Here is a 25,406-nt window from a genome sequence, read left to right on the forward strand (position 1 = left end):
CACCGGGCCTCCCGTCATGTCGTGGTGACGAACTGCTCGATCGCGTCCGCGACCAGGTCGGGTCGCGTGATGAACGGGTGGTGCCCCGTCGGCAGGTCGACGCTGCGCGTCGCGCGCGCCGCGTGGTGGCGCTGCAGGCCGAGCGTGGTGCTGCGGTCGTCGGTGCACACCAGGTACGTCGAGTCGACGCCCTGCCACCCGGCCGCCGTGGTCGGCGTCGCGAACGCCCCGACGGCCTGCTCGGTGACCCGATCCCATGCCGCCCGCTGCGTCGCCGGGTCGGCGTCCTGCAGGAACCGCGCGCCGAACGAGTGGGCGTCGTAGCCGGTGACGCCGATCATGCCGGGGCGGACCTCGGCGACGGCGACCGGGTCCGGCTCGCCGCTCATGATCCCGCCCTGCGCCTGCCCGACGTCGGGCAGGTAGGACGACACGAACAGCAGGTGTGCGACGGCCGGGTGGTGGCCGGCCTGGGCGATGACGGTCCCGCCGTAGGAGTGCCCGACGACGACGGCCTGGTCGAGCTGGTCGAGCACGCGGCGGAGCGCTGCGGCGTCGGCGGCGAGCCCGTCGGCTGGCGGTGCCCCGTCGGTCTCACCGCAGGAGGGCAGGGCGACCGCGTGACTCCGCGTCCCGGAGCGCCGCAGCAGCAGGTCGGCGGTCGGCTGCCACCACCACGACCCGTCGCGGACCAGTGCCCCGTGCACGAAGACGACGTCCATGTGTTCCTCCCGGTTCGACGGCGATGTCCGTTCCACGGTACATGTAGCGATCGTTACGTGAAACGCCCGGAACGTGCGACGATGCCGGCATGGGACGACACCCCCGGCCGGCGATCGCGGAGCAGCTGCTCGAGCGGTGCACCGACCACGCGCTCGAGCACGGTCTGCCCGACCGGCTCGCGCCCTTCGTCCAGGCGACCGGCACCTCGGCGCGCATGCTGCTGTACCACTTCGGCACCCGAGACGCGCTCCTGCTCGCCGTCCTGCGCCGGGCCCGCCAACGCCACCTCGACAGCTGGGGCCGCCTGCTGCAGCTCCGGCCCGACGAGCCCTACGCGACGACGCTCGGCCGGGCGTGGGTCGCCATGACGGGGCCGGACGGGGCGCCGTTCCTGCGCATGTTCTCGCAACTGCGGCAGCAGTCCGAGCAGTCCCTCTGGCCGGGCTTCCGGCGTCAGGCGACGACCGACTGGTTGGGGCCGCTCGACACCGGGCTGACCAGCATCGGCCGGGCCGGTTCGGCGACCCTCGTGCTGGCGGTGATCCGCGGGCTGATGACGGACGTCGAGGCGACGGGCGACCTGGACCGAGCGGACGCCGCGTTCACCGAGCTGCTCCGGTCGCTCGACCCGGACGCACCCGACGTGGACCGGCGGTGACCAACGGTGCTCACACGCCCAGCTGCACCAGGCGCTCGAGCATCGCGAACCACGACCCCCGGTGCAGCCGCTCGTACAGCAACGAGCTGGTCGCCCGGGCCTGCACGCACGCCAGGGCCAGCTCCGCGTCCACGCCCGCAGCACCAGCGAACCGCCGGACCCGGTCGACGAAGGCGCGCTCGGGGTCCGCGGTCTCGAGCAGGTCGCCCGCACGCACGGCCACGACCGTGAAGGCGTCGTAGGCGGCCGTCCCCCGCCAGCCCTTCGGGTCGATCGCCAACCACGGCTCGCGGTCGGCGCGCAGCACGTTGCCGACGTGCAGGTCGCCGTGCAGCATCGTCGTGGTCGTGTCCGACGCGAGCGCACGGATGGTGTCGCGAGCACGATCGAGCGCCGCGTCCGGAACCACACCCGGCAGCGCGGCGGTCTGCCGGTCGAGCTCGTCGAGCCAGCCGTCCGTGGTGTCGGCGAGCGCCGGCGCGGTCGGTGGCGCGGGCACGGCGAGCCGTCGCGCCAGGTCACCCTGGATCTCGATCGCCTGGTCGGCCGAGGCGACGGACGCGAGTGTCTCGGGGCCGGCGCGTTCCAGCAGCATGCCGCACACGTCGTCGTCGGCTTCGTGCACCCGGACGGCGCCGCGGCCGTCGAAGGTGCGGAGTGCGTGCGGTTCGCTGCGGTTGCCGGGGTGCGGGTACGAGACCTTCAGCGCTGCCGGCTCGTCGCCGCGTCGGACGGGCAGGACGAGCGCGACCTCGCCGTGTGTCGGGGCGCCGTCGGCCTGGCAGTCCCACGCGTTCAGCAGCCGGGCGACGATCGCCGGCAGCTCGGCGAGCCACGCGTTCCCGGTCGCCCCTTCGCGGTCGGTCGTGGCGCGGACGAGTCCCTCGGGGAGGCGGAACGTCTCGGATGACACTACGGCGTCCTCGGCGCTGTCGGGGTGGGCTCCGTCGGACGGATCGCGGCGAACAGCTCCATGTCCCTGCGGTGCCTTCCGATCACCTGGGGACTCCGGAGCAGACCCTCGCGGACGTAGCCGGCGTGCTCGGCCGTGCGGATCGATGCCGCGTTCCACGGCTCGATGAACAGCTCGACGCGGTGTGCCGCGGGGATCGTCCAGGCGAACGTGGTGAGCGCGGTGAGCGCCGCGGCGGCCCGGCCCGCGCCTCGGGCCGACGGTGCGAGCGCGTAGCCCGCGGTGAGTCGGCCGTCGTCCAGGCCGGCGAGCCACAGGCCGATCTGCCCGAGCGCGCGGTCGTCAGCGGGGTCGGCGATGGCGAACGAGTACCCGGTCCCCTCGGCCAGACGCCCCTGCTGTCGTTGCACCCACTGCCCGGCCTGCCGCAGGTCGGCGTGCGCGGGCAGCGAGCCCGTCAGCGGCACGTACGGGTCACGGGACAGCTGCACCGCCATGGCCGCGTCGGCAGCGCGGAACGGGCGGAGCACCACGCCGACGCCGACCAGCCGCGGCACGACGGGGTCGCTCATGCGCCGAGGTGGGCGAGCACGGCGTCGCGCACGGCCCGCATGCCCGCCGGGGTCGGGTGGAACAGCGCCGCGTCACCCTTCCGGAACGCGGTGAAGCCCTGCACCCACGGCTCCACGGACCCGACGGCGTGCTGGTCGCTGATCGCGGCGACGTCGACGAGCTCGGCACCGGACTGCGCTACTGCCGTGGTGAAGGCGTCACGCAGCTGGTCGGCGATACGGCTGAACGCGGTCATCTGGTCGTCGGAGAACGGAGCCAGCCGCGACCGTGTCGTCTCGGTGCCGATGATCGTCAGGTAGTCGACCAGCAGGACCCGCGCCGCCGGTGCACGGTCGCGGACCGCGCGGACGATCGCGGCCAGACCGTCGGCTGCGGCGTCGACGTCGTGCTGCGTCGGCGGTTCCTGCGTGGCCGTCCGCTGCAGCCGCCGTCCGAGCGCGCGGGTCAGAGGACGAGCGGCGAGCCAGCTCCCCCATGCCGCCGCCGACAGGGACCCGACGTACCGCAGGTCGTTGCCGCCCGCGGTGATCGTGACGAGGTCCGCGTCCGAACCCGGCTGGATCGCGGTGATCTGGGGCGGGAAGCGCTTGGGGCCGACGCGCTGTGCCGTGTGCAGGATCGTGTCGGTGGTCGCGCCGCTGACCGACGCATCGGTCAGGCGTGCTCCGAGCGCGCGGGCGATCTGGTGCGATGCGTTCTCGCCGGAGCGCCCGGCCAGCCGGTCGACCACGGGTGCGAGCCCCGGTCCGGCGGCGAACGAGCTGCCCAGGGCCACCATGTGCCGGGTCATCGTTTCGGTCCCCTCATGCGCCGATCCTCGCACGGGCTCCCGTGGCAGAGTGCGCGCATGACCCTCGCCACGAGCGCCGCGCCCCGGACCCCGACACTCACGCTGTTCTGTGGGCTGCCCGGCGCCGGCAAGACCACGCTGGCGCGTCGGCTCGAGGCAGCCGGCGTGGGCGTCCGGATCGCGACGGACGAGTGGCAGGCGGCGATCGGCATCCCGCACGCGGACGCCGACTTCCACGAGGCCCTGCAGGTCGTCCTGTACCGGCACGCGCTGACCCTGTTGCGCGCGGGCGTGGACGTCGTCCTGGAGGACGGGCTGTGGACCGCGGCCGAGCGGCAGCAGAAGTTCGCGGACGCCCGAGCGTGCGGGGCCCGCATCCGCTTCCACGTGTTCGACGTCGACCACGACACGCTGTGGGAGCGGCTGCGCGAGCGGAACGCCGCGGCCGCACCCGGGTCGGCGCCCCTGACCGAGGACGACCTGCGGTGGGCGGAGGGCGTGTTCGAGCCCGTGACCGCCACGGAACTCGCGCTGGTCGACGAGTACGTTCGGCACACCGGCGGAACCGGACCGGCAGACGGCGTACCGAGGAGCCCACGATGACCCCCACCCACCCCGACCTGCGTGCGATCCGCTTCCTGCCAGGGTTCTCCTGGGGTCCGCGCCTGACCGGGCTCGTCCGCCGGGTGAAGCCGCGGCCGGCAGACCTGGGGCCGGAGGTCACGGCGACCGAACTGCACCTGCCGGGCACCGAGGGCAACCCGGACGTCGCGGTCCGCCTGCTCCGTCCGACCCTTGCCGACGGCCCGACCCCGCTGCTGCTGTGGGTGCACGGCGGCGGGCTCATCTCGGGCACCCCGGAGCAGGACGACCGGGCGAACGCGGCGTTCGTCCGGAGCCTCGGGATCGCTGTGGCGGCGGTGCGGTACCGGTTGGCGCCGGACGCGGTCGCGCCGGCGGCCGTCGAGGACGTGTACAGCGCCTTCGTCGCGCAGACCGAGCGCGCGGAGCGACTGGGCGTCGACCCGGGCCGGATCGCGATCGGCGGGGCGAGCGCCGGTGGCGGCCTGGCCGCGGCGGCGACGCTGCTGGCGGCCGACCGTCCGGGTCCGGTGCCGGTGTTCCAGCTGCTGGTCTACCCGATGCTGGACGACCGCACGGTGCAGCGGACCGACATGGACACCAGCAACGTGCACGTCTGGATGCCGGGTAGCAACCGGTACGGCTGGACGTCGTACCTCGGCACCGAACCCGGCAGTCCGGACGTGTCGGAGTACGCGGCTCCGGCCCGCCGCACCGACCTCGGCGGGCTTCCCCCTGCGTGGATCGGGGTCGGCGCGAACGACCTGTTCCACGACGAGGACGTCGACTACGCCGAGCGGCTGCGTGCGGCGGGGGTCGACTGCACGCTCGAGGTCGTTCCCGGCGCGTTCCACGGCTTCGACGCGATCTTCCCGAAGGCCGGCGTCTCGCGGGCGTTCTGGCTCGCGCAGGCGCGTGCGCTCAAGCGGGCTCTGGGAGCGGCGGAGCGGCAGGAGTAGCTCCGGTCGGCGCCGTTCGCGCCCGGGTGAGGATGCTGCGCGCGATCCGCGACTCACCCTCCGTCCCCATGACCCGCTCCGCCGACGCCAGGTCGACGTCGAGCATCGTCGCGACCTCGCTCGGCAGCATCCGGTGTTCGGCGAGCTGCTGGAGCAGCTCGCGTTCGAGCGGCCGGCCGATGCCCTCCAGGGCGCGCAGGTGTTCCCGCGCCGTCCGGACCAGCCCCGTGACGGTGCGCGCGAGCCGGAACTCGGCGTCGCCGCACATGCCCTCGACCTCGTACGCCACCGCGGTGCGGGGATCGCAGTACCGCCCGAGCGCATCGGTGACCTGTTGCAGTGCCTGGTCCAGCCAGATCGACTCGAACGCCACCTGCGGGTACTCGACGCTGCGGACGTGCCAGCGGTCGTCGGCGAAGCGTGCGACCGCGACCGTCTCGGGGGTCACCGGGACTCCGTCGCGTCGAGGCACCCGTGGTCGCTTGCGGTGATGGGCCAGGTCGTCGCCATGGGCGGGTCCTCTCGTCAGGGCTCGTGACGTTTCGCTGGACGATCGTCTGACGAAACGCTAGCAAGCACCTCGATGCGCCGCGCTGAGCGTCTGCACAGTGGCCGGTGCCCTGCAGCCGGCCGCCGTCGGACGGGAGGCGCGGTGCGGGCCCGCACCGCGCCTCCCGTCCGACGGCGGTCCCGCCGGGCTGGCGCCGCGTCAGCTCGCGCTGGACGGGTCGGCCGTGCGCTGGGAGCGCAGCTCGGGGAAGTCGTCCTCGCGCCACTCACCCACGGCCGGGGTGCCGCTCGCCGCCGCAAGTTCCTCGAGCTCGCGGAGCTCGACGCGGCGGATCTTGCCGGAGATGGTCTTCGGCAGCTCGGCGAACTCGACGCGGCGCACCCGCGCGTAGGCGGGCAGGACGGCCCGTGCGTGCGCGAGGACCTGACGTGCGGTGTCCGCGTCCGCCGCGTACCCGGCGGCCAGGGTGACGTACGCCTTGACGATGTTGAGCCGCGCGGCGTCCGGCGCCGGGACGACGGCGCTCTCGGCCACGGCGGGGTGCTGCAGCAGCGCACTCTCGACCTCGAACGGCGACACCTTGTAGTCGGAGGACTTGAACACGTCGTCGGTCCGGCCGATGAAGGTGAGCTGCCCGTGGGCGTCGCGCGCGGCGATGTCGCCGGTGTGGAAGTGCCCGTCGCGCATGGCGTCCGCGGTGCGGTCCGGTTCGCCGAGGTAGCCCGCCATCAGGTTGACGGGGCGTTCGGTCAGGTCGAGGCAGACCTCACCCTCGTCACCGGCCTGCCCCGTGAGCGGGTCGAGCAGCACGACGCTGACGCCCGGCAGCGGGGTGCCCATCGCGCCGGCCGTCACGACCGCGCCCGGGGCGTTGCCGATGATCGCCGTCGTCTCGGTCTGCCCGTAGCCGTCGCGGATCGTCAGGCCCCACGCGTCGCGGACGCGGTCGATGACCTCGGGGTTGAGCGGTTCGCCGGCGGACACGACCTCGCGGAGCGCTCGGGGGCGTGCGCCGAGGTCGGCCTGCAGCATCATCCGCCAGGCCGTGGGCGGCGCGCAGAACGTGCTGACCTCGGCACGGTCGAGCTGCGCCAGCAGTGCCGCCGGGTCGAAACGCGGGGTGTCGTGCACGAACACGGTGGCCTCGGCGATCCACGGCGCGAAGAAGCAGCTCCACGCGTGCTTGCCCCACCCGGGCGAGCTGATCGCCAGGTGCACGTCACCGGGGCGCACGCCGATCCAGTGCATCGTGCTGAGGTGCCCGACGGGGTAGGACGTCTGGGTGTGCACGACCATCTTCGGCTTCGAGGTCGTGCCCGACGTGAAGTACACCAGGCACGGGTCGGTCGTGCGCGTCGTGACGACCGGGCGCCGTTCACCCGCGGGCGCCGGCTCGCCGAGGTGGTCCGGGTACGACGTCCACCCGTCGGCAGCACCGCCGATCACGATGCGCGAGAAGTCCCCGTGCACGCCCGCGTACTTCGGGGTCTCTCCCACGTTCGTGACCACGTGGGCGACGGACCCGCGGTCGACGCGGTCCTGCAGGTCGGCGGTGTCGAGCATCGTCGACGTCGGCAGGATCACCGCGCCGAGCTTCATCACCGCGAGCATCGTCTCCCACAGCTCGAGCTGGTTGCCGAGCATGACCAGCACGTGGTCGCCCTTCCGCACGCCGTGCGCGTCGAGCACCACCGCCAGCCGATCGGACCGGGCTGCCATCTCGGCGTAGCTGAAGCGGCGGTCGCCGTCGGCGTCCACGAGCCACAGCGCCGTCCGGTCGTTGCCCGCGGCGATGACGTCGAACCAGTCGTCCGCCCAGTTGAACGTGTCGCCGAGGTCCGGCCACGCGAACGCGGCGAGCTCGGCGGCGTCCTCGGGGCCGTCGGGGTCGGGGCGGTCCGGGTCGGTCAGGGCGAGGAGCTGGTCACGGGCGGCGCGGTACGCGGTGGTCACGGTCGGGTTCGGCACCTGTCGATCATGCCGGATCGGCCGCGGGAACGGGGTGTCAGAGCACCTTCCGGAGCAGGATCGAGTCGCCGTGCAGCGCATCGGGTTCCGTCTGCCCGGTGTCGGTGAACCCGAGTTTCTCGAGCACCCGGAGCGATGCGGTGTTCCAGGCGCGCACGGTCGCGGCGAGGTGGGCGTACCCGACGGTCCGGGCCTGGTCGACGACCGCCGTCGCGGCCTCGGTCGCGAACCCCTGGTTCCACGACGAGCGCAGGAACTCGAACGCGAGCTCTGGTTCGTCCGGCTGCCCGACGCTGTTCGCGACGAGGCCGCAGTACCCGACGGGTCCGGGTTCGGCCAGGCGTTCGACGACGCGCAGGCCGGGTGCCGGCCCGGGGTCGTGGGAGCGGGCCCAGTCCTGCAGCTCGGCGATGGTCGGTCGCCCGTCGGGGGTGATCCGACGACGTGCGGGGACCCGGGGGTCGCGCTCCTGCCACAGCCGGCGGTGGAAGGACGCGTCCTCGGGCCGCCAGCGCCGCAGGAGGAGTCGATCGGTCACGAGCCCGTCGTCGTGCTCGTGTGCGTCGCTGTAGGCCATGTGGGCATTCTGCCGCCCGAGGGGTTCTTGGTGGTTCCTGGGTGCCGACCCGCCACGATCACCGTGTCGGTCCTGCGCCGTGTGCGGCAGGATCGGTCCCGACGCGGTGCCGTCGGAACGCATCCCCCCCTCGCGTTCCGGCGGCGCCGCAGTGGAAGGAGCGCTGGTGTCGTCATCGTGGTGGTCGTCCGTCGCCGACGCGGCGACCCGGTGGTCGTTCCGGTCCGGGCAGGAGCGGGATCCGGACCGGCTGGCGTACCGACGGTCGGTGATCGGGATCGGGTTGCGTGTCGCCGTCGTCTCCGCCGCGCTGGTCGCCGCGATCATCGTGCTGGTGGTCGGGTACGTCCTGTGGCAGCTCACGCCCGGCCAGGTGCACGAGCGACCGGGGCCTGCCGACGTGCACATCACCCTGGACACCGTCGACCTGAGCATCGCCGTGGTCGGGGTGGGTGGGTTCGCGATCGTGCTCGCCGGGATCGCCGCATGGGTGATCGCCCGCCGGGCCGTGCGACCGATCGCCGAGGCAGCGCGGGTGCAGCGCACCTTCGTCGCGGACGCCAGCCACGAGCTCCGCACTCCGCTGACGGTCCTGCACGCCCGGGTGCAACGCCTGCAGAAGCTGACACCCGCGGACGACCCGCGGCGGGACGTGGTGGACGAGTTGCAGAGTGACACCCGCGTGCTGATCGACATCGTCAACGACCTGCTCGACGCCGCGGCCGGCACCACCGAACCCGGCGGCACGGCCGACTTGGACAGGGCACTGACGACGGTGCGACGGGACATGGCCGTCCTGGCCGAGGAACGCCAGGTGCATCTGGACGTCCGTGCGGACCCGGGCGACACGGGTGCCGTGGTCGCCGTGTCCGAGCCACAGCTGCACCGGTGTCTGGTCGCACTGACGGACAACGCGATCGGTCACACCCGCCCGGGCGGACACGTACGGGTCGCGGCGACGACCGCCGGGCCCTCGGTCGTCATCCGCGTGACCGACGACGGATCCGGCATCACCGGCATCGCGCCGACCCGGGTGTTCGACCGGTTCGCGCACGGCACCAGCGCCTCCGCCACCCGGACCGGCCACGGCATCGGGCTCGCCCTGGTGCGGGACGTGGCCGTCCGTGCCGGCGGGGACGTCACCGTCGAACGCACCGGCCCCGGCGGCACCGTGTTCGCGCTGCGCCTGCCCCTGCTCCGGAGCACACCAGCCCCCCGTGACCGAGAGGACCACCCGTGACGCTCCGCCTGCTGCTCGTCGAGGACGACCCGCGCCTCGGACCGCTCGTCGCCGACGTCCTGCAGGACGACTGGGACGTGACGCTCTGCGCTGACGGCGAGTCCGCGCTGCAGGTCGCCGCGGATCGGTACTTCGACGTGATGGTCGTCGATCGGCGGCTGCCCGGGATCGACGGCGCCGAGGTCGTCGCGACGTTGCGGGTCCGTCGCGTCAGCACCCCCGTGCTGATGCTGACTGCGCTCGGGAGCGTCCGGGACCGCGTGTCGGGGCTCGATGCCGGGGCGAACGACTACCTGGTCAAGCCGTTCGACTTCGACGAACTCGCAGCGCGGCTCCGGGCGCTGACCCGGGACTACACCGGGACCGGCGACGGCATCGCGATCGGCGGCTGGGCGTTCCACCCGGACGACAGCAGCATCACATCGCCGTACACCGGCCGGGTGATGCTGACGGAGAAGGAGACCGCGATGCTGCGGCTGCTCGCGAGCGAACCCGACCGCGCGTTCACCCGTCAGCACCTGCTGTCCGCGGTGTTCGAGCACGGTGAGCAGCTCAACACCGTCGACACGTACGTGCATTACGTCCGGCGGAAGACCGACCGCGACCTGATCACCACGATCCGCGGCGTCGGCTACCGACTCGGCACCCCCGCCTGAGCGCCGCACGTCACTCCGAGTCGACCACCAGCTCCTGCTCCACCTCGTGGGCGACGGCGAGCAGCGCTGCCGTCACGGACCCGACGAACACCAGCAACACCACTGCGGCCCCACCGATCACGAACCACACGTCCACGTCGACCACCTCCGTCTCCACCATCGGGCCGCGACTCCAAGGAAGCGCCCAGATGCCGGACCCGGTCGACGGGGGCGGTGCGCCGACTCGGCGGACGCGGATGGGGCCTCCAGACCGGACGGCGTCAGCGACCGCCGGTCGAGGGACGCGTCCGGACCGGCGCCGACCACCAGGTGAGCAACACGGCGGTGCAGGTGCCGGTCGCCATGATCGCGGCCAGGACGACGATCTGGAAGCGGCCGGCCTCGATCGGGGACACGCCGCCGAACACCGCACCGACGAACGCCCCGGGCAACGTCACCAGCCCCGTGGTGCGGGTCTGGTCGACGGTCGGCACGAGCGCTGCGCTCACTGCACGACGGACCAGGTGCCGGGTGGCCTGACGTGGGGTCGCACCGACTGCCAGCCAGCCCTCGACGTCGTCCCAGCGGTCGTCGACGAGTTCCCGGAAGCGCCGGCCGGAGATCGTGGCGATCGTCATCGCGTTGCCGATCACGATCCCGCCGACCGCCAGCGCGTACCGGGGGCTCAGCTCGATGGCGCCGGTCCCGAAGACGACGACGCCACTGACCAGGACACCGACGCCCATCGACACCGCGACCGGCACCACCATCTGCCGCACCGAGCCCAGCCGGCGCGACGACGTCAGGACGGCGACCGTGAACATCACCGTCAGGGCCAGCGCGATCAGCGGCGGCGACGTGATCACCCCGGCCAGGACCAGGCTGATCGCCGCCAGCTGCGCGGTGCCGCGCAGGATCGCCAGGGCCGGTGCCCACGGTGCGTCCGCCTTCGTGACCAGCAGCACGGCCGTCGCCAGCGCGATCAGGACCGCGACCCCGAGCAGGGTGTGCAGCAGCGCGTCGGTCACGTGCGGCCCAACTCGTCCATGTGCTGCACTGTACGGGCGTCGACGCTCAGGCCGCGGTCTCGCGCAGCGATCGGGTCGGCTGCCGTGTGCCGGCCCACACGACCCCGGCGGCGATCGCGAGCACGAGGACCACGCTGACCAGGCCGGTTCCGACGTCCAGTCCACCGCGTGCACGGGGCACCGCGACCCAGTCCGCGAAGGACGCACCGATCGGCCGGGTGAGCACGTACGCGGTCCAGAACGCCGTCACGGGGCCGAGCAGCCGGCCGACCCGGGCCAGGACGACCAGGACCATCGCCCCCACGAACAGCAGTCCGCCACCCAGGTACCCCAGGTGCAGGGTGCTCGCAGCCAGGTCGCCGGCGGCGGTGCCCATCGCGAACGTCGCGACCACGGCGGCCCAGTAGAACAGCTGCCGGCGCATGCTGGTGATCCCGTGGACGTCGACCGTGCCCTCGACGCGACGCCAGAGCACGAACACCACGACGAGTGCGACCAGGAACACGAGCGTCGACACCGCGTACGGCACGCCGAGTGCGACGTGGGTGACGTCGGCGACCATGGTCCCGAACACCCCGACCATCGACACCGCGCCCCAGTACCGCCACGGGCGGTACCGGTCGGCTCGCAGCTGCAGGACGAGCACCACGGCGAACAGCACCGCGGTCACCAGCACCGTGGGCACGGGGTCGAAGCGGGTAGCGAGGAAGTCCGACAGCGCTTCGCCCATGCCCGTCGACAGGACCTTGAGCACCCAGAACGACGTCGTCGGGTCCGGCACGCGGTTCCGGGCGGCGCTCACCGCTCCTGCCGTCCGGACGGGTGGACCGGCTCGGGTCGCGCGGCCGCACCGGTACGGCGGCGCGCCACGTGCCGTCGGCGCAGGGCGCCGATCACGATGGGCAGCACCGACACCAGGATGACGACGATCATCAGCGCGTCGATGTTGTGCGCGATGACCTGGATCCCGCCCAGCAGCACACCGACCACGGTGAGTCCGACCGCCCACGACACCGCGCCGATCAGGTTGAACAGCAGGAACCGTCGGTAGTGCATCTGCGCGGTCCCCGCGGCCAGCGGGACGTAGGTGCGGACGATCGGCACGAAGCGGCCGAGGACCAGGCTCAGGCCACCCCACCGGGTGAAGAACGCCTCGGCTTCGTCGAGGCGGCTCGTGGTGAGGACTCGGGCGTCGTCGCGGAACAGGCGCCGGCCGAAGCGCTTGCCGATCCAGTAGCCGACCTGGTCGCCGGCGATCGCGGCGAGGGAGGCCACCAGGGCGACCTGCCACGGCGCGATGCCGAGGGCGCCGCTGATGATCGCGGCCGTGACCAGGAGCGAGTCACCCGGCAGGAACGGGAACAGCACGCCCGACTCGATGAAGATCAGCACCGCGATGCCGGCCAGGACGTACGGGCCGAACGCGTGCAGGACGGACGCGGCGTCGAACAGGTTCACGGGGTCAGCCGATCAGCTGCGAGCGCAGCGCGGGCTCGTCGCGGCGCCGGCGCACCGACAGCCACGTGATGATCGCCGTGATCACGACCAGGAACACGATGCTGGTGGTGATCGTGCCGATCCCGAGCCCGCCGTCCTTCGTGGACGACGACAGCAGGTCCCCGGTCGAGGCCCCGAGCGGGCGGGTCAGGACGTACGCGATCCAGAAGCACACCACGGGGCCGCGGCGCCCGATGAACCAGACCGCCGCGGTGGCGGCGATCGCTGCGGCGAACAGCAGCAGCGACGGGAAGTACCCCAGGCCGGTCTGCTCGGCGATCAGGTCGCCCGCCGCGGTGCCGAGGGCGAAGGTGAACAGGATGGCCAACCAGTAGAAGGCGTCACGGCGCACGGTGTCGATGCTGTGGATCGAGAGCGTGCCCTCGGAGCGGTACCAGACGACGAAGACGGCGGCCAGGGCGACGGCGAACACGGTGGTGCTGACCACCAGGGGCACGCCCAGTCCATCGGTCAGGTTGTCGGTGATGCACGTGCCGACGATGCTGATCAGCACGACAGTGGTCCAGTACAGCGGCGGTCGGTAGGCGCGGGCCCGGAACTGCAGCACCAGGAACACCACCAACGCCACCGCCATGATCACCGTGGTCAGCGGCAGGCCCAGTCCGACGGTGTCGCTGAGCAGGTCCGCCGCGGTCTCACCGACCGTCGTGGCCAGGACCTTGATGATCCAGAACGACGCGGTCGGGTCCGGCACCTTGTTGGCGTGGGTCCTGCGTCGCAGCGGTGCTGCGGGCGAGTGGGACATGGCGTGCTCCTCGTCGGACGTGCCCGGTCGCGCAGGGTGCGGCGCCGGGTGCGGTGTCGACGCTAGGAACCGAGTCACAAGACTTCGCCAAGAAACTTCAGCCCGGCATCGACTGTGCAAGTCGCCCGAGTTCACGAGCCGGAAACGACAGTCCGCACATGGCCCCCCGTCCGGGGGCTCACTACGGTTGCCCCAACCCGCCGGCCACCCCGGCCGACACCCCTTCCCCAGGAGCATCCGATGGCCAGTGCAGCGTCAGCACCACCAGCCCCGTCCGTCGTCGTCGACGACTACTCCCTGTCCCGTGTCCCCACGTCCGCCCGCTACGGCTGGTTCCAGGTGGCGGTGCAGCGCTTCGGGCAGATCTCCGCCCTGTCCCAGTTCCTGCTCGGCGCGACCCTCGGCTTCGGCATGGGGTTCTGGGAGGCCTTCTGGGCGATCACCCTCGGCGCCGTGATCCTCGAGGTCGTGTCCGTCTTCGTCGGTGTCATCGGCATGCGCGAGGGGCTGAACACCTCGGTCATCGCGCGGTGGACGGGCTTCGGCAAGGCCGGGTCCGCGCTGGTCGGTCTGGCGATCGGCCTGAGCCTGATCGGGTGGTTCGGCATCCAGTCCGGGGTGTCGGCCGCCGGGCTCGTCACGATCCTGCCGGTGCTGCCCGCGTGGGCGTGGTCGCTCGTGTTCGGGCTGCTCGTCACCGCGATCGTGCTGCGCGGGTTCCACTCGATGCAGTGGCTGGCGAACGTCACGGTGCCGCTGTTCCTGATCCTGGTCGGCTGGGCGGTCGTCGTCGAACTGAGCCAGCACTCCCTGGCCGAACTCGCCGCCAAGGCCCCGGCCGGCCCCGAGCTGAGCTTCGTCGCCGGCACCACCCTGGTCGCCGGCGGCTTCATCGTCGGCGCGGTGATCACGCCGGACATGACCCGCTTCAATCGCTCGGTCGGCGACGTCGTCAAGCAGACCGCCCTCGGGGTCACCCTCGGTGAGTACGCCATCGGGCTCGCCGGTGTCCTGCTCGCCCACGCCGTCGGGTCGTCGGACATCACCCGCGTGATCACGTCGAGCGTCGGCTGGGTCGGCATCCTGGTGATCCTGCTCGGCACGTTCAAGATCAACGACTGGAACATCTACAGCTCGAGCCTCGGCGTGACGAACTTCATCGACGTGGTCTTCGGGCGCAAGGTGAACCGCGGCGTCGTCACGATCGTGCTCGGCGTCGTCGGGTCGGTGCTCGCCGCGGTCGGGTTCCTCGACGCCTTCACGCCCTTCCTGATCGTCCTGGGGGTCGTCTTCCCGCCGATCGCCGGGATCATGGTCGCCGAGTACTTCGTCGTGAAGCGGTGGCGCGGCGAGCTCAGCGCGAGCACGGCCCTGCCCGCGACCAGCCCGACCTGGGTCCCCGCGACGCTCGTCATCTGGGCGATCGCCGCGGTCGTCGGCTACTTCGTCGCGATCGGCATCCCGTCGATCAACTCGGTCGTCATCGCCTTCGTGCTGTACGTCGTGGCGGGCAAGGCCGGCTGGGTCCGGGGTGTCGGGACCAGCCGCACCGAGCAGGAGCCCGTCGTCGAGACGGCCACGGAACCGGCGCCGGCGCCGACCCCCGCCCCCACCCCCGCGAACTAGCCCGAGCACGATGCCGGAGCACGACACCGGCGAACCAGACCGGCGGTCGGCGTTCCCCCAACGCCGACCGCCACCCCCGCGCCGGCCGTGCCGTTGCCTCCTGATCCGTCGAGCGGCACGGTCGGCGCCCACCCGGCACCACCACCCAGCACCCAGCACCACCCCGAAGGGAACCCCATGCGCATCGGCATCGACGTCGGCGGCACGAACACGGACGCCGTCCTGATGGACGGCAGCACGGTCGCCGCAGGCGTCAAGCGATCCACCAGCCAGGACGTCACGAGCGGCATCGTCGCCGCGCTGGCCGGGCTGCGCGAGCAGCGGGCGTTCGCGTCGTCCGACGTCGACGGCGTCATGATCGGCACGACCCACTTCATCAACGCCCTGGTGGAGGCACGTGGCCTGGCTCCGACGGCAGCGGTCCGGCTCGGGTTGCCCGCCACCGCGTCGCTGCCGCCGTTCACGGACTGGCCGGACCACCTGGTCACCGCGGTGCGCGGGCGTCCGTTCCTGGCGCACGGCGGACACGAGTTCGACGGGCGGGTCATCTCCGAGCTGGACCCGGAGGAACTCAAGCGGCACGCTGCGGCGATCGGGGCGGCGGGCATCCGCTCGGTCGCGATCTCGTCGGTGTTCTCGCCGATCAACGACGAGTTCGAGCAGCGCGCGCAGGAGATCCTGGCCGCCGAGCTCGGACCCGACGTCGCCTTCTCGCTGTCGAGCGAGATCGGCCGCATCGGGCTGCTCGAGCGCGAGAACGCCACGATCATCAACGCCGCACTCCGTGAACTCGCCGACGGCATCGTCGACGGACTCGCCAGCTCGGTCACCTCGAGCGGCATCGACGCACCCCTGTTCCTCAGCCAGAACGACGGCACCCTGATGGACGTCGAGTACGCCCGCCGCTACCCGGTCGCCACGTTCGCGTCCGGCCCCACCAACTCGATGCGCGGCGCCGCGGTGCTGTCCGGGTTCGACACCTGCGCGGTCGTCGACGTCGGCGGCACCACGAGCGACGTCGGCGTCCTGACCGGCGGCTTCCCCCGCGAGGCCACCGGCGAGGTCGCCGTCGCCGGCGTGCGGACCAACTTCCGGATGCCGGACGTGCTGTCGATCGGCATCGGCGGCGGATCCCGCATCCGCGAGGACGGCGCCCTGGTCGGCCCCGACTCGGTCGGCTACCGGCTGACCGACGAGGGCATGGTCTTCGGCGGCGACACCCTGACCGCCACCGACGTCGCGGTGCGCGGCGGCCGCGGGGACATCGGCGACGCCAGCCGTGTCGCCGGCATCCCCGCGCACATCGCCGAGCGCGCGCTCGCCGTGATCGCCGAGCGCGTCGCCGACGTCGTCGAACGCATGCGGACCTCGTCGGACCCGCTGCCCGTGGTCGCGGTCGGCGGTGGGTCCGTCCTGCTGCCCGACACCCTCCCCGGCCTCGGGACGGTCCACCGGCCCGAGCACTACTCCGTCGCGAACGCCATCGGCGCGGCCATCGCGCAGGTGTCCGGCGAGGTCGACAAGGTCTACGCGATCAGCGACGGCAAGCGGTCGTCCGTCGTGGACGAGGCACGCCAAGAGGCGGTCGACCGCGCCGTCGCTGCCGGTGCGGACCCGTCGAGCGTCGCGATCGTCGACTTCGACGAGGTGCCGATCCCCTACCTGCCCGGCAACGCGACCCGGATCCGCGCCAAGGCCGTCGGCGACCTGGCACTCGGAGCGCTGGTCCGATGAGCGCGACCGACACGGCTCCGCACGCAACCGACACGGCCGTCCGCCCGATCACCGAGATCGGCGCCGACTGCTCCGCCCTCGCCCGCGGCGCCGCGATCCTCGGCACCGGCGGCGGCGGCGACCCCTACATCGGCCGCCTGCTCGCCGAGGCCGCCGTCCGCGCACACGGCCCGGTCAGCATCGTGCAGGTCGAGGACCTGCCGGCCGACGCCGTCGTCCTCAACGTCGCGATGATCGGCGCACCGACCGTCATGGTCGAGAAGCTGCCGTCCGCGACACAGTTCGCCGAGGCGATCCGCTCCCTCGCCGCACACCTGGGCATCACCCCCACCCACATCGCGTGCATCGAGGTCGGCGGGGTCAACTCGACCAGCCCGATCGTCGCCGCCGCCGAACTCGGCCTGCCCCTGGTCGACGGCGACGGCATGGGCCGGGCGTTCCCCGAGGTGCAGATGGTCCTGCCGACCCTGTCCGGAATCCGGGCGACCCCGATGGCACTCGCCGACGAGAAGGGCAACACGGTCGTCTTCGACACCGTCGACAACCGGTGGGCCGAACGCCTCGCCCGGACCGCCACCGTCGAGATGGGCTCCTCCGCGATCACCGCGAACTACGCCATGACCGGCGCACAGGTCCAGCAGTCGTACGTCCGCGGCAGCCTGTCGCTGTGCGTCCGACTCGGCGAGGCGCTCGCCGACGCACGCACCGCCAACCAGGACCCGGTCGCCGCCGTCACCGCGGTCCTCGGCGGCACCGTGGTGTTCGAGGGCAAGGTCGCCGACGTCGAGCGGAAGACCGTCACGGGGTTCGCACGCGGGACCGCCCGCATCGCCGGTTCCGGTCCGGACACCGGACTGGAGGCCGTGCTCCGGTTCCAGAACGAGCACCTGCTGGTCGAGGTGGCCGGCCAGGTCCGCACCACCACCCCGGACCTCGTCATCACGCTCGACGCCGAGACCGGCGAGCCGATCACCACCGAGGGGCTGCGGTTCGGTGCCCGTGTGCGGATCGTCACCGCACCGGCCGACCCGCGCTGGCACACGCCCGCGGGCCTGGCCCTGGCCGGCCCGCGGTACTTCGGCTACGACACCCGGGCCATCCGCCACGACGGCACCGTCAGCGAAGGAGAACGACCGTGAGCTGGACGATCGACGTCGACGACCTGCCCGACCTGGCCCGCGGCGCCGCACTCCTGGGCACCGGCGGCGGGGGCGACCCGACCATCGGGATGCTGCTCGTCCGCGCGGCGATCCAGCAGCACGGCCCCGTCACGATCCTCGACCCGTCCGAGGTCGACGACGACGCCCTGGTCATCCCGACCGCGCAGATGGGCGCACCGACCGTCGTCCTCGAACGCATCCCCGCCGGCCCCGAACCCCTCGGCGCGCTCCGACGACTCGAGCAGCACCTCGGCCGCACCGCGACCGCGACGATGCCGATCGAGTGCGGCGGCATCAACTCGATGATCCCCCTGCTCGTCGGCGCCACCGGCGGACTGCCCGTCGTCGACGCCGACGGCATGGGCCGGGCCTTCCCCGAGCTGCAGATGGAGACCTTCTCGGTGTACGGGGTGCCCGGCTCCCCGCTCGCCATCAGCGACGAGAACGGCCACGGCGTCGTCATCGACACCGGCACCGACAACCGGCAGATGGAGTGGCTCGCCCGCGGCGTCACGATCCGCCTGGGCGGGGTCGCCTACATCGCCGAGTACGCGATGACCGGACGCCAGGTCCGCGCGACCGCCGTCCCCCGCACCCTGTCGCTCGCCCTGTCCGTCGGACGCGCGATCCGACACGCCCGCGAGCAGCACCGCGACCCCGTCGAGGCGCTCGCCCAGGCGTTCGGACAGACGATCTACACGCACCTGCGCCAACTGTTCGACGGCAAGGTCGTCGACGTCGAGCGCCGCACCGTCGACGGCTTCGCCAAGGGTCGGGCAGCAGTGCAGGGTGCCGACGGCTCCACGCTCGAGATCGCGTTCCAGAACGAGAACCTGGTCGCCCGGCGCGACGGACGCCTGGTCGCCGTGGTCCCCGACCTGATCTGCGTGCTCGACGCCGAGACCGCCGAACCGATCACCACCGAGCGACTGCGCTACGGCCAGCGGGTCCGGGTCATCGGGGTCTCGACGCCCGACCTGATGCGCACGCCCGAGGCGCTCGCCGTCTTCGGTCCGGCGTGCTTCGGGCTCGACGACACCTTCGTCCCGGTCGAGGACCTGCACGCGGACGTCCTGGTGCCGGGAGCCTGACCAGGCCGTGCCGGGGTGGCAGCATGGTCCCGTGCACCAGGGCGAGCAGCGTGACGGAGCCGGGACGGGCCTCCAGGCCGGCGATGCCGAGCGTCTCGGTCGGGGCGCGGCCCTGCTCGGCTGTGGTGGCGGCGGTCAGGTCGACCACATGGTGCACGCGCTCCGGATCGCACTCGGGACCGACAGCGTGCCCGTCGTCCCCCTCGACGGCGGCGTGCGGTCGGTGATGGCCGTCGGGCTGGTGGGTTCGACGACCGTGCTCGAGGAGAAGGTGCCGAGCGGTCGCGAGCTGCCCGACGCGCTGGCCGCCGTCGAGCGGTGGACCGGCCGGCGGGCCGACGCCGTGATCGCGGCGCAGATCGGCGGCGTCACCGCGCCGGCGGCCGCCCTCACGGCGCACGCGGCGGGACTCCCCCTGGTCGACGCCGACCTGGTCGGCCGGGCCACACCCCGCATCGACCAGCTGAGCCTGTTCGTCGACCCGCTCGCTGCTGTGACCGCGGCCGCCGTCACCTCGAGCGGTCTGCGGATCGTGGTGGACGCGCCGGACCCGCGCGACCTGGAGACGGTGTGGCGCGAGGCGGTGTCGCACAGCGGCGGGTGGGCGGCGTTCGCGATCGGCCCCGTCGACGTCGACGTGCTGGCCGAACGGTGCGTCACGGGCAGCGTCAGTCGCGCACTCGACGTCGGACGTGCCGCGGCCCTGACCACCGACGTCGACCACCTCGGGGCAGCGATCGGCGGACGGCTGGTCGCTCGCGGGCGGGTGCTCGACGTGCAGCGCGGTGGGGACGTGCTGTCGTTCGTGCACGGGTCGATGGCGCTGCGCGACCAGCGCACCGGTGCGGTCGTCCGGGTCGAGGCCGGCAGCGAGTGGGTGCACTGCCTGGTCGACGGTCAGCCCGTCGCCAGCACGCCGAGCTGCATCGTCGTGGTCGACGCCCGGTCCCTCGCGCCCGTCACGACCGATCGAGCACGCGTCGGCGACGAGCTCGCGGTCCTGGTGCTGCCGGGTGCCGCGTGGTGGTGGCGCGAGCCGCGCCGGCTGGCCCGGGTCGGTCCGCGCGCGTTCGGCATCGACGCCGATCCGGTGCCCGAGGCCCTCGCGTTCCCTCTGCCCGGGGCCGCCGCGTGATCCCGGTCGGCGAACTCGTCAAGCTCATGGGGGCGGACACCGTCGTGCTCGCCGGTCCGACGTCGGGCACGGCCGACCGGGTGCGCGGCATCGTCGGTCCGCCGGAACAGGTCGGTCGGGCGATCGTGGCCGGAGACGGCATCGTCGTCCTGCTCACGCCGGTCGACCGTTTCGACGCACGGTTCGACGTGCTGCTGCGTCGCGCTGCGGCCGCCGGGGTCCCCGCGCTGCTGGTCGGTCTCGGCGGCGGCGGCCTCGGCGGCGGCGTCGGTCGGGCCGCGCCGTCCGTCGGGCCGGGTACCGCCGCGCTCGCCGAGCGGTTGGGCGTCGGCATCGTCGTGACACCCGACCCCTGGGCGGCATCGGTGCGCGTGCACGAACTCCTCGGCTCCGGCGACGCGCCCGCTGCCCGCGCTGCACTGGCCGCCGCGCGGATCGGGCTCGACGCCGGGCCCGCGCTCGACGAGGTCTTCACACGACTCGCGTCCGAGCTCGGACACCCGGTGCGGTTCCTCGACGCGTCCGGTCGGCCGCTGCGTGGGGACGGGGTCGCACCGGACACCGCTGCCCTGCTCACCCGGACCCTGGGCACGAGCGACCCGGTGTGGGCCACGGATGCCGACGGCGAGACCGTGGTCGCGGTCCCCGTCCCGACCGGCATCGGTCCCCGGGCGTGGCTGGCGGTCGGGTTGACCGTGCCCCTGCCTGCCGAACGTGCGACGGTCGCAGCCGCACTGCAGGTCGCCGCCGTGGCCGTCGGACACCGGCTCGTCCTGACCCGGCTCGACGACGAGCGTGACGCCCGCTACCGGATGGCGATGCTCGACGACCTGCGCGCTGCCGACGGCACACCCGCTCCGCCCCTCGTGCAGCGCACCCTCGCCGCCGGGTGGGAACTCGACGCCTGGCACATCGGGATCCGTCTGGTCGCCCGACAGCCGGTCGACGCCGTCGCCCTGCGGCGCGAGGTCGAGACGGCGTTCGGCGCGCACGACCTGCCGGTCGTCGTCGTCGAGCAAGCCGACGGCTGGGCGCTGTGGACCTCGGTGGTGGACGAGCCGGACCGCGTCACCGTCGCAGGGGTCGCTGCTGCGGTCCGCTCGGCGCAGAACACCCTCCGCAGCGCCGTCGACACGAACGCCGGGGTCGGGAGCGTGCACGCCGGACCCGCCGGACTCGTGCGGACCCTGGGCGAGGCCGGCGACGCTGCACGACTGGCCGCCGGCCGCCCCGAGTCCGGCTGGTTCGTGCACGTCGACCGCCTCGGCCTGGCGCAGCTGCTGCTCGCGTGGACGCAGACGGACACGTTCCTGCCGGCCGCCGAGCAGTTGCTGGCCCCGCTCGAGCGCGGCGGCGGTGCGCTCCGGGCGACGCTCGCCGCGTACCTGGACGCGGAGTCCTCGGTCGCCGAGACGGCCGCAGTGCTCGGCGTGCACCGCAACACCGTGTGGGACCGGATCGCGCGGATCCAGCGGCTGATCGGGGTCGACCTGAAGGATCCGGAGACGCGGCTCGCGCTGCACCTGGCGACGCGGGCGCTCGGGGCGGCGGACTGACGCACCGCCTGCTTGTGGTGGGCCCTGTTCTCGGTGGGCCCTGCCGGGATCGAACCGACGACATCCACGGTGTAAACGTGGCGCTCTACCAGCTGAGCTAAAGGCCCTTCCCCGTCATCCTACGGGTGCCGATGGCGTGCCGCGCCGGGACATCACGTCACACCGTGGCGGACGGGAGGCGCGGTGCCAGCCGGCACCGCACCTCCCGTCCGGCGGTGGTCCGGACCACACCGCCGACCCGGCGCCGTCCCTCGTTGCGGCTAGCCCTTCCAGACCGACGCAGCGCCGGCGTGGCCGATGATGACGACCTCGATGAGCGAGACGACCGCGACGACGATCAGCAGCACCGGGCCGATGATCCCGACAGCGCGGACGGCTCCACCGTTCGTCACGCGGGAGACCCCGAACCGGTGCCATCCCCACCACAGCACCAGGAGCACGAACACGGCGACCGACCACGGGAGCATCCCGTCAGCGAGCTCGGTGTGTCGCTCGAGCAGCGCCGTCTCCTTCTCGCGGTGCTCCAGCCACTCCCCCGACGACGTCGCCAGCGGCACGGACACCAGCGCGACCAGCCCGATGATCGGCGCACCGACGGAGAGCCACCGCCGGGCTGCGGGCCACACCGCGACCGCGATCGCGGCGAGGGCCGCCACCGGGACCGCGACCGAGGTCAGGTGGACGAAGAGGGGGTGGAGCGGGATCCCGCCGAACTGCCAGTCCATGTCGACCTTCCACATCACGCGCCGACCGCTGCCGCCGCTGTTCGTCAACACAACAGGCCCCAACCGCCCGCGTCGCTGCCGTCGTCCGCGTGCCGCACTTCCCGATCACTCGAACTCCCACACGAACCAGTGGCACCGGACCTGGTTCGCTGGCGTGATGACCACCACGGAACCCCACCCCGGCGAAGCCCACACCGGAGACCTGGCGTCGCGGCTGAACTGGCTCCGAGCCGGTGTCCTCGGCGCGAACGACGGCATCGTGTCGACCGCGTCGATCGTCGTCGGTGTCGCCGGAGCGTCCACCTCGGTCCCCGCGATCGCGACGGCGGGCATCGCGGCGTTGGTCGGCGGAGCGATCTCGATGGCACTCGGCGAGTACGTGTCGGTGAGCAGCCAGAAGGACAGCCAGCAGTCGCTCATCGACAAGGAACGCCGCGAGCTCGCCGACGACCCGGACGCGGAACTCGAGGAGCTCACCCAGCTCTGGCAGGCCCGCGGGCTGCAGCGTGCGACTGCAGAGGCCGTCGCTGGCGAGCTGACGCAGCACGACGCGCTCGCTGCGCACCTGAGCACCGAACTCGGCATCGACGAAGACCAGGTGGTCAGCCCCTGGCACGCCGCGTTCGCCTCGGCCGCGGCGTTCTCCATCGGCGCCGTCCTGCCGCTGCTCGCGATCCTGCTGCCGCCCGAGTCGATCCGCGTCCCCGTGACCTTCGTCGTCGTGCTCATCGCGCTCGCGCTCACCGGCGCGACCGGGGCCAGGACCGGCGGCGGTTCGATCCGCCGTGCCACCGTCCGCGTCGTCATCGGCGGTGCGCTCGCCCTGGCCGCGACCTTCGCCATCGGGTCCCTGCTCGGCACCAGCGGCGTCGTCTGAGGCACGAGCGGCATCACCTGGTCTGCCCGCCCGGTCACCCGACGAGTGCTCATCGACTCCGGTCGTCTACGAGCTGATGAACCCTGTCGCCCAGGCGATGACCACACCACCGGCGGCAGTGACGGCAACCATGCCCCCGATGACGGCGGCAAGCCGCTGCTGCTTGTTCATCCCCATGCCCGAAGCCTACGAGCCCCCGACGCTCGGATGCCAGCGGACGCGGTGTCCGACACCGTGTCGACAGCGGTTGCTGCAACGAGACAGGGTCGGGAGGAGCGTCTGAGCAGCCGATCGCTCAGCGGTTTCCCCTGAACAGTCGGGGAAACAGCGCCACGACGACAGCGACCGCTCCCACGCCGATCAGCGGGCCGCTGAACCACGTGCCGCCCACGTCCGACACGACAGCCACCACGATCCCAGCGACGATCAGCAGAGCCCCTGCCACGCCGAAACCGAGTCGTAGCTGCATGCGGGTCATGGGCCGAGGGTAGCCACGAAGTCGGTTCGGAGGTCACCCGGTCCCGTCGCGAGAGCCGATCGCTGGGCGGCACGTATCGTGGCCGCATGCGCCGACGCCACGACCCGTCCGTCGACCGATGGGCCCCGCTCACCGTCGCGCACGTGCGCGACCTCATCGACGGCAGCCCCGCCTGGCTCTCCGGCGGGTTCGGACTCGACACGCTGCTCGGGTACCCATCCCGCGACCATGGCGACATCGACGTCAGCATCACTGAAGACGACTTCCCCGGCTTCGTCGCGACGCTCCCCAGTTGGATGCAGCTCCATGCCGCGCAGTCCGGACAGCTTGCGCCGATCGACGACGCTGACGAGACGGAGCCCCTGGACAACGTCTGGTGTCTCGACACACGGTCGGGGTCCTGGTGCTTGCAGATCAATCGAGAGGCTGGCGACAGCGACGGATGGCGCTACCGTCGGGTGCCGTCGATACGGCGCGCCTGGCCCCTGGCCGTCCGCGAAGTCGGAGGGATGCGAGTGGTCGGCCCCGAGGTCCAACTGCTCTGGAAAGCCGCTGACCCAGTGTTGAAGGACGAGGCGGACAAGTCTGCAGTCACGCCGTTGCTCGACGACGAAGCGCGTCGGTGGCTCCGCGACTCGATCCGTCGAGCCCACCCCGGATCGCCGTGGAGCGACGAGTTCGACTGAGGTCTCGACAGACGATCGGTCATCGAGACGCCGAGCACGCGATGTGGGAGCCAGGCGCTGTCTGGGTCCGGCGCGTCTCACCGAGGTGGTCCGGAACAAACGCTCGTGGCCTGCGACAGCATCCTTCCTCCCGAAGGTCTCAGCAGGATCCGGGCGGAGGACGAGTTCCCGCATGGGATTCCGTGCCCCGGGCGTCCGAGTGGAGCTGACATCCGACGCGGCGAGGGTGCTGGGACTATTCTGGACGCGCACTGTCCGACGTTCGACCATCACGACGATCACGCCGTGGCCGTTCATCAAGTGGCACGACGGCAACGGACGGCTCCACTCCACACCGGTGACGGCGTTGAACGCCAACGGTGCGCTCCCGGTCTTCGAGCGGCACGCCGCAGCAGGACGCAAGAACGTGGCGCTCTACCACCTGACCTGAGAGGTCATGCCGCCGATCTGGCGCCAGTCACAGCGATGGCCTCGCGGTACGCCTCGATCTTCCGCTCCAGTGCCGCCAGGTGCCGCTGCACCTCCGCCTGCCGAGCGAGGACGCTCGCACGATGCTGCTCGAGAAGCGCAAGCCGTGCGGCGTCATCCGCACCAGCTCGGTACGCGGCCGCGTACTCGCGCATCTCCTGCACGCTCATTCCGGTCCCGCGGAGCATCACCGTGCCAGCGAGCCAGCTCAGCGCTCTCGTGTCGTATCGTCGCCACCCCTCCTGCCCACGATCAGGAGCCGGCGCGATGCCTTCCTTCTCGTAGTAGCGGATCGTGTCGACGGTGATGCCGAGCAACTCCGCCGCGGCGCTGATCGTGACCGGCGCATCGACGTGGACCTCGGGAAGCAGCATGGATGGAGTCTCTCACTTGACATGGTGTGCACACCAGGATGGAGGGTCGTCTCCGTCCGGGTGATCCCGGCGACGA

Annotated in this window: 29 protein-coding genes and 1 tRNA gene; 14 read left to right on the plus strand and 16 right to left on the minus strand. The window is 72.4% G+C overall.

Going from position 1 to position 25,406, the window contains the following annotated elements; translation table 11 throughout:
- Positions 1 to 14: 14 nt before the first annotated feature.
- Positions 15 to 722 carry an alpha/beta hydrolase gene (locus ACLBWP_RS02865; protein ID WP_447653955.1) on the minus strand — a complete coding sequence of 236 codons (708 nt, stop codon included), beginning with the start codon at positions 720 to 722 and terminating at the stop codon, positions 15 to 17.
- 89 nt (positions 723 to 811) lie between these two features.
- Between ACLBWP_RS02865 and ACLBWP_RS02870 the strand changes: the two genes are divergently transcribed.
- Positions 812 to 1,381: a TetR/AcrR family transcriptional regulator gene (locus ACLBWP_RS02870; protein ID WP_447653956.1), complete on the plus strand. Its 570-nt coding sequence runs from the start codon at positions 812 to 814 to the stop codon at positions 1,379 to 1,381.
- A gap of 10 nt (positions 1,382 to 1,391) precedes the next feature.
- Here ACLBWP_RS02870 and ACLBWP_RS02875 read toward each other — a convergent pair whose 3' ends face one another.
- The 3 genes from ACLBWP_RS02875 to ACLBWP_RS02885 are packed head-to-tail and all read right to left on the minus strand — an operon-like array spanning position 1,392 to position 3,657.
- Positions 1,392 to 2,294 (minus strand): aminoglycoside phosphotransferase family protein, encoded by a 903-nt coding sequence (locus ACLBWP_RS02875; RefSeq protein WP_447653957.1) that lies wholly within the window; start codon positions 2,292 to 2,294, stop codon positions 1,392 to 1,394.
- Complete coding sequence (locus ACLBWP_RS02880) at positions 2,294 to 2,866, minus strand: GNAT family N-acetyltransferase (RefSeq protein WP_447653958.1); 573 nt, start codon at positions 2,864 to 2,866, stop codon at positions 2,294 to 2,296. Before ACLBWP_RS02880 ends, ACLBWP_RS02875 begins: the two co-directional genes overlap by 1 nt.
- The gene (locus ACLBWP_RS02885; protein WP_447653959.1) at positions 2,863 to 3,657 is read right to left on the minus strand and encodes an SGNH/GDSL hydrolase family protein; all 795 of its coding nucleotides are present in this window, start codon (positions 3,655 to 3,657) and stop codon (positions 2,863 to 2,865) included. The genes ACLBWP_RS02880 and ACLBWP_RS02885 overlap by 4 nt, the downstream gene beginning before the upstream one ends.
- A 57-nt stretch (positions 3,658 to 3,714) precedes the next feature.
- Here ACLBWP_RS02885 and ACLBWP_RS02890 point away from each other — a divergent pair, with 57 nt between their 5' ends.
- Both ACLBWP_RS02890 and ACLBWP_RS02895 read left to right on the plus strand, forming a co-directional pair.
- Positions 3,715 to 4,260, plus strand: coding sequence for an AAA family ATPase (locus ACLBWP_RS02890; protein WP_447653960.1), 546 nt, complete (start codon positions 3,715 to 3,717; stop codon positions 4,258 to 4,260).
- Positions 4,257 to 5,198, plus strand: coding sequence for an alpha/beta hydrolase (locus ACLBWP_RS02895; protein WP_447653961.1), 942 nt, complete (start codon positions 4,257 to 4,259; stop codon positions 5,196 to 5,198). The genes ACLBWP_RS02890 and ACLBWP_RS02895 overlap by 4 nt, the downstream gene beginning before the upstream one ends.
- On the opposite strand, the gene ACLBWP_RS02900 is transcribed toward ACLBWP_RS02895, so the two are convergent.
- The 3 genes from ACLBWP_RS02900 to ACLBWP_RS02910 form a co-directional block, all read right to left on the minus strand.
- Entirely contained in the window at positions 5,161 to 5,646 is a 486-nt protein-coding gene (locus ACLBWP_RS02900; protein ID WP_243563955.1) for a hypothetical protein, read from the minus strand. The genes ACLBWP_RS02895 and ACLBWP_RS02900 overlap by 38 nt on opposite strands.
- A 261-nt stretch (positions 5,647 to 5,907) precedes the next feature.
- Positions 5,908 to 7,677: an AMP-binding protein gene (locus tag ACLBWP_RS02905; RefSeq protein WP_447653962.1), complete on the minus strand. Its 1,770-nt coding sequence runs from the start codon at positions 7,675 to 7,677 to the stop codon at positions 5,908 to 5,910.
- Positions 7,678 to 7,714: 37 nt separating this feature from the next.
- Positions 7,715 to 8,254, minus strand: coding sequence for a GNAT family N-acetyltransferase (locus ACLBWP_RS02910; RefSeq protein ID WP_447653963.1), 540 nt, complete (start codon positions 8,252 to 8,254; stop codon positions 7,715 to 7,717).
- A 166-nt stretch (positions 8,255 to 8,420) separates the two neighbouring features.
- Here ACLBWP_RS02910 and ACLBWP_RS02915 point away from each other — a divergent pair, with 166 nt between their 5' ends.
- Entirely contained in the window at positions 8,421 to 9,494 is a 1,074-nt protein-coding gene (locus ACLBWP_RS02915) for a sensor histidine kinase (protein ID WP_447653964.1), read from the plus strand.
- Positions 9,491 to 10,150 carry a response regulator transcription factor gene (locus tag ACLBWP_RS02920; RefSeq protein WP_447653965.1) on the plus strand — a complete coding sequence of 220 codons (660 nt, stop codon included), beginning with the start codon at positions 9,491 to 9,493 and terminating at the stop codon, positions 10,148 to 10,150. The genes ACLBWP_RS02915 and ACLBWP_RS02920 overlap by 4 nt, the downstream gene beginning before the upstream one ends.
- Before the next feature lie 10 nt (positions 10,151 to 10,160).
- Here ACLBWP_RS02920 and ACLBWP_RS02925 read toward each other — a convergent pair whose 3' ends face one another.
- From ACLBWP_RS02925 to ACLBWP_RS02945, 5 genes are all read right to left on the minus strand, one after another.
- Entirely contained in the window at positions 10,161 to 10,310 is a 150-nt protein-coding gene (locus ACLBWP_RS02925) for a hypothetical protein (protein WP_447653966.1), read from the minus strand.
- A gap of 100 nt (positions 10,311 to 10,410) precedes the next feature.
- A complete protein-coding gene (locus ACLBWP_RS02930; RefSeq protein ID WP_447653967.1) occupies positions 10,411 to 11,157 on the minus strand; it encodes an ABC transporter permease in 747 nt (248 codons plus the stop codon).
- 46 nt (positions 11,158 to 11,203) lie between these two features.
- Positions 11,204 to 11,959 carry a COG4705 family protein gene (locus ACLBWP_RS02935; protein ID WP_447653968.1) on the minus strand — a complete coding sequence of 252 codons (756 nt, stop codon included), beginning with the start codon at positions 11,957 to 11,959 and terminating at the stop codon, positions 11,204 to 11,206.
- A complete protein-coding gene (locus tag ACLBWP_RS02940; protein ID WP_447653969.1) occupies positions 11,956 to 12,615 on the minus strand; it encodes a DedA family protein in 660 nt (219 codons plus the stop codon). Before ACLBWP_RS02940 ends, ACLBWP_RS02935 begins: the two co-directional genes overlap by 4 nt.
- 4 nt (positions 12,616 to 12,619) lie before the next feature.
- Positions 12,620 to 13,420, minus strand: a complete 801-nt coding sequence (locus ACLBWP_RS02945; RefSeq protein WP_447653970.1) for a COG4705 family protein — start codon at positions 13,418 to 13,420, stop codon at positions 12,620 to 12,622.
- Between the two features lie 240 nt (positions 13,421 to 13,660).
- On the opposite strand from ACLBWP_RS02945, the gene ACLBWP_RS02950 reads away from it, so the two are divergent.
- The 6 genes from ACLBWP_RS02950 (at position 13,661) to ACLBWP_RS02975 (ending at position 21,722) form a co-directional block, all read left to right on the plus strand.
- Positions 13,661 to 15,046, plus strand: a complete 1,386-nt coding sequence (locus tag ACLBWP_RS02950; protein ID WP_447653971.1) for a purine-cytosine permease family protein — start codon at positions 13,661 to 13,663, stop codon at positions 15,044 to 15,046.
- A gap of 177 nt (positions 15,047 to 15,223) precedes the next feature.
- Positions 15,224 to 16,780: a hydantoinase/oxoprolinase N-terminal domain-containing protein gene (locus tag ACLBWP_RS02955; protein WP_447653972.1), complete on the plus strand. Its 1,557-nt coding sequence runs from the start codon at positions 15,224 to 15,226 to the stop codon at positions 16,778 to 16,780.
- A complete protein-coding gene (locus ACLBWP_RS02960) occupies positions 16,777 to 17,919 on the plus strand; it encodes a DUF917 domain-containing protein (RefSeq protein WP_447653973.1) in 1,143 nt (380 codons plus the stop codon). Before ACLBWP_RS02955 ends, ACLBWP_RS02960 begins: the two co-directional genes overlap by 4 nt.
- Positions 17,916 to 19,031, plus strand: coding sequence for a DUF917 domain-containing protein (locus ACLBWP_RS02965; protein WP_447653974.1), 1,116 nt, complete (start codon positions 17,916 to 17,918; stop codon positions 19,029 to 19,031). Before ACLBWP_RS02960 ends, ACLBWP_RS02965 begins: the two co-directional genes overlap by 4 nt.
- Before the next feature lie 31 nt (positions 19,032 to 19,062).
- Positions 19,063 to 20,166, plus strand: a complete 1,104-nt coding sequence (locus ACLBWP_RS02970) for a DUF917 domain-containing protein (protein WP_447653975.1) — start codon at positions 19,063 to 19,065, stop codon at positions 20,164 to 20,166.
- Positions 20,163 to 21,722, plus strand: a complete 1,560-nt coding sequence (locus tag ACLBWP_RS02975) for a PucR family transcriptional regulator (protein WP_447653976.1) — start codon at positions 20,163 to 20,165, stop codon at positions 21,720 to 21,722. Before ACLBWP_RS02970 ends, ACLBWP_RS02975 begins: the two co-directional genes overlap by 4 nt.
- Before the next feature lie 34 nt (positions 21,723 to 21,756).
- Here the strand turns inward: ACLBWP_RS02975 and ACLBWP_RS02980 are convergent.
- Both ACLBWP_RS02980 and ACLBWP_RS02985 read right to left on the minus strand, forming a co-directional pair.
- Positions 21,757 to 21,829: transfer RNA gene (locus ACLBWP_RS02980), tRNA-Val, on the minus strand.
- 153 nt (positions 21,830 to 21,982) lie between these two features.
- A complete protein-coding gene (locus ACLBWP_RS02985) occupies positions 21,983 to 22,495 on the minus strand; it encodes a hypothetical protein (protein WP_447653977.1) in 513 nt (170 codons plus the stop codon).
- A gap of 109 nt (positions 22,496 to 22,604) precedes the next feature.
- On the opposite strand from ACLBWP_RS02985, the gene ACLBWP_RS02990 reads away from it, so the two are divergent.
- Positions 22,605 to 23,324 (plus strand): VIT1/CCC1 transporter family protein, encoded by a 720-nt coding sequence (locus ACLBWP_RS02990; protein ID WP_447653978.1) that lies wholly within the window; start codon positions 22,605 to 22,607, stop codon positions 23,322 to 23,324.
- Positions 23,325 to 23,619: 295 nt separating this feature from the next.
- On the opposite strand, the gene ACLBWP_RS02995 is transcribed toward ACLBWP_RS02990, so the two are convergent.
- The gene (locus ACLBWP_RS02995; protein WP_447653979.1) at positions 23,620 to 23,802 is read right to left on the minus strand and encodes a hypothetical protein; all 183 of its coding nucleotides are present in this window, start codon (positions 23,800 to 23,802) and stop codon (positions 23,620 to 23,622) included.
- 143 nt (positions 23,803 to 23,945) lie between these two features.
- On the opposite strand from ACLBWP_RS02995, the gene ACLBWP_RS03000 reads away from it, so the two are divergent.
- A complete protein-coding gene (locus tag ACLBWP_RS03000; protein ID WP_447653980.1) occupies positions 23,946 to 24,488 on the plus strand; it encodes a nucleotidyltransferase domain-containing protein in 543 nt (180 codons plus the stop codon).
- Positions 24,489 to 24,660: 172 nt separating this feature from the next.
- On the plus strand, positions 24,661 to 24,918 hold the full coding sequence (locus ACLBWP_RS03005; protein ID WP_447653981.1) for a hypothetical protein: 258 nt from the start codon (positions 24,661 to 24,663) through the stop codon (positions 24,916 to 24,918).
- Positions 24,919 to 24,922: 4 nt separating this feature from the next.
- On the opposite strand, the gene ACLBWP_RS03010 is transcribed toward ACLBWP_RS03005, so the two are convergent.
- Positions 24,923 to 25,330: a MerR family transcriptional regulator gene (locus tag ACLBWP_RS03010; protein WP_447653982.1), complete on the minus strand. Its 408-nt coding sequence runs from the start codon at positions 25,328 to 25,330 to the stop codon at positions 24,923 to 24,925.
- Between the last annotated feature and the right edge of the window lie 76 nt (positions 25,331 to 25,406).

It is taken from the genome of Microbacterium sp. M1A1_1b (assembly GCF_053345565.1).

Coding starts and splice junctions, on each gene's coding strand:
- ACLBWP_RS02990 (WP_447653978.1), top strand. CDS start 22,605: ATGACCACCACGGAACCCCACCCCGGCGAAGCCCACACCGGAGACCTG.
- ACLBWP_RS02960 (WP_447653973.1), top strand. CDS start 16,777: ATGAGCGCGACCGACACGGCTCCGCACGCAACCGACACGGCCGTCCGC.
- ACLBWP_RS02865 (WP_447653955.1), bottom strand. CDS start 722: ATGGACGTCGTCTTCGTGCACGGGGCACTGGTCCGCGACGGGTCGTGG.
- ACLBWP_RS02910 (WP_447653963.1), bottom strand. CDS start 8,254: ATGGCCTACAGCGACGCACACGAGCACGACGACGGGCTCGTGACCGAT.
- ACLBWP_RS02925 (WP_447653966.1), bottom strand. CDS start 10,310: ATGGTGGAGACGGAGGTGGTCGACGTGGACGTGTGGTTCGTGATCGGT.
- ACLBWP_RS02955 (WP_447653972.1), top strand. CDS start 15,224: ATGCGCATCGGCATCGACGTCGGCGGCACGAACACGGACGCCGTCCTG.
- ACLBWP_RS02890 (WP_447653960.1), top strand. CDS start 3,715: ATGACCCTCGCCACGAGCGCCGCGCCCCGGACCCCGACACTCACGCTG.
- ACLBWP_RS02950 (WP_447653971.1), top strand. CDS start 13,661: ATGGCCAGTGCAGCGTCAGCACCACCAGCCCCGTCCGTCGTCGTCGAC.
- ACLBWP_RS02885 (WP_447653959.1), bottom strand. CDS start 3,657: ATGACCCGGCACATGGTGGCCCTGGGCAGCTCGTTCGCCGCCGGACCG.
- ACLBWP_RS02880 (WP_447653958.1), bottom strand. CDS start 2,866: ATGAGCGACCCCGTCGTGCCGCGGCTGGTCGGCGTCGGCGTGGTGCTC.
- ACLBWP_RS02870 (WP_447653956.1), top strand. CDS start 812: ATGGGACGACACCCCCGGCCGGCGATCGCGGAGCAGCTGCTCGAGCGG.
- ACLBWP_RS02895 (WP_447653961.1), top strand. CDS start 4,257: ATGACCCCCACCCACCCCGACCTGCGTGCGATCCGCTTCCTGCCAGGG.
- ACLBWP_RS03005 (WP_447653981.1), top strand. CDS start 24,661: ATGGGATTCCGTGCCCCGGGCGTCCGAGTGGAGCTGACATCCGACGCG.
- ACLBWP_RS03010 (WP_447653982.1), bottom strand. CDS start 25,330: ATGCTGCTTCCCGAGGTCCACGTCGATGCGCCGGTCACGATCAGCGCC.
- ACLBWP_RS02995 (WP_447653979.1), bottom strand. CDS start 23,802: ATGACCCGCATGCAGCTACGACTCGGTTTCGGCGTGGCAGGGGCTCTG.
- ACLBWP_RS02945 (WP_447653970.1), bottom strand. CDS start 13,420: ATGTCCCACTCGCCCGCAGCACCGCTGCGACGCAGGACCCACGCCAAC.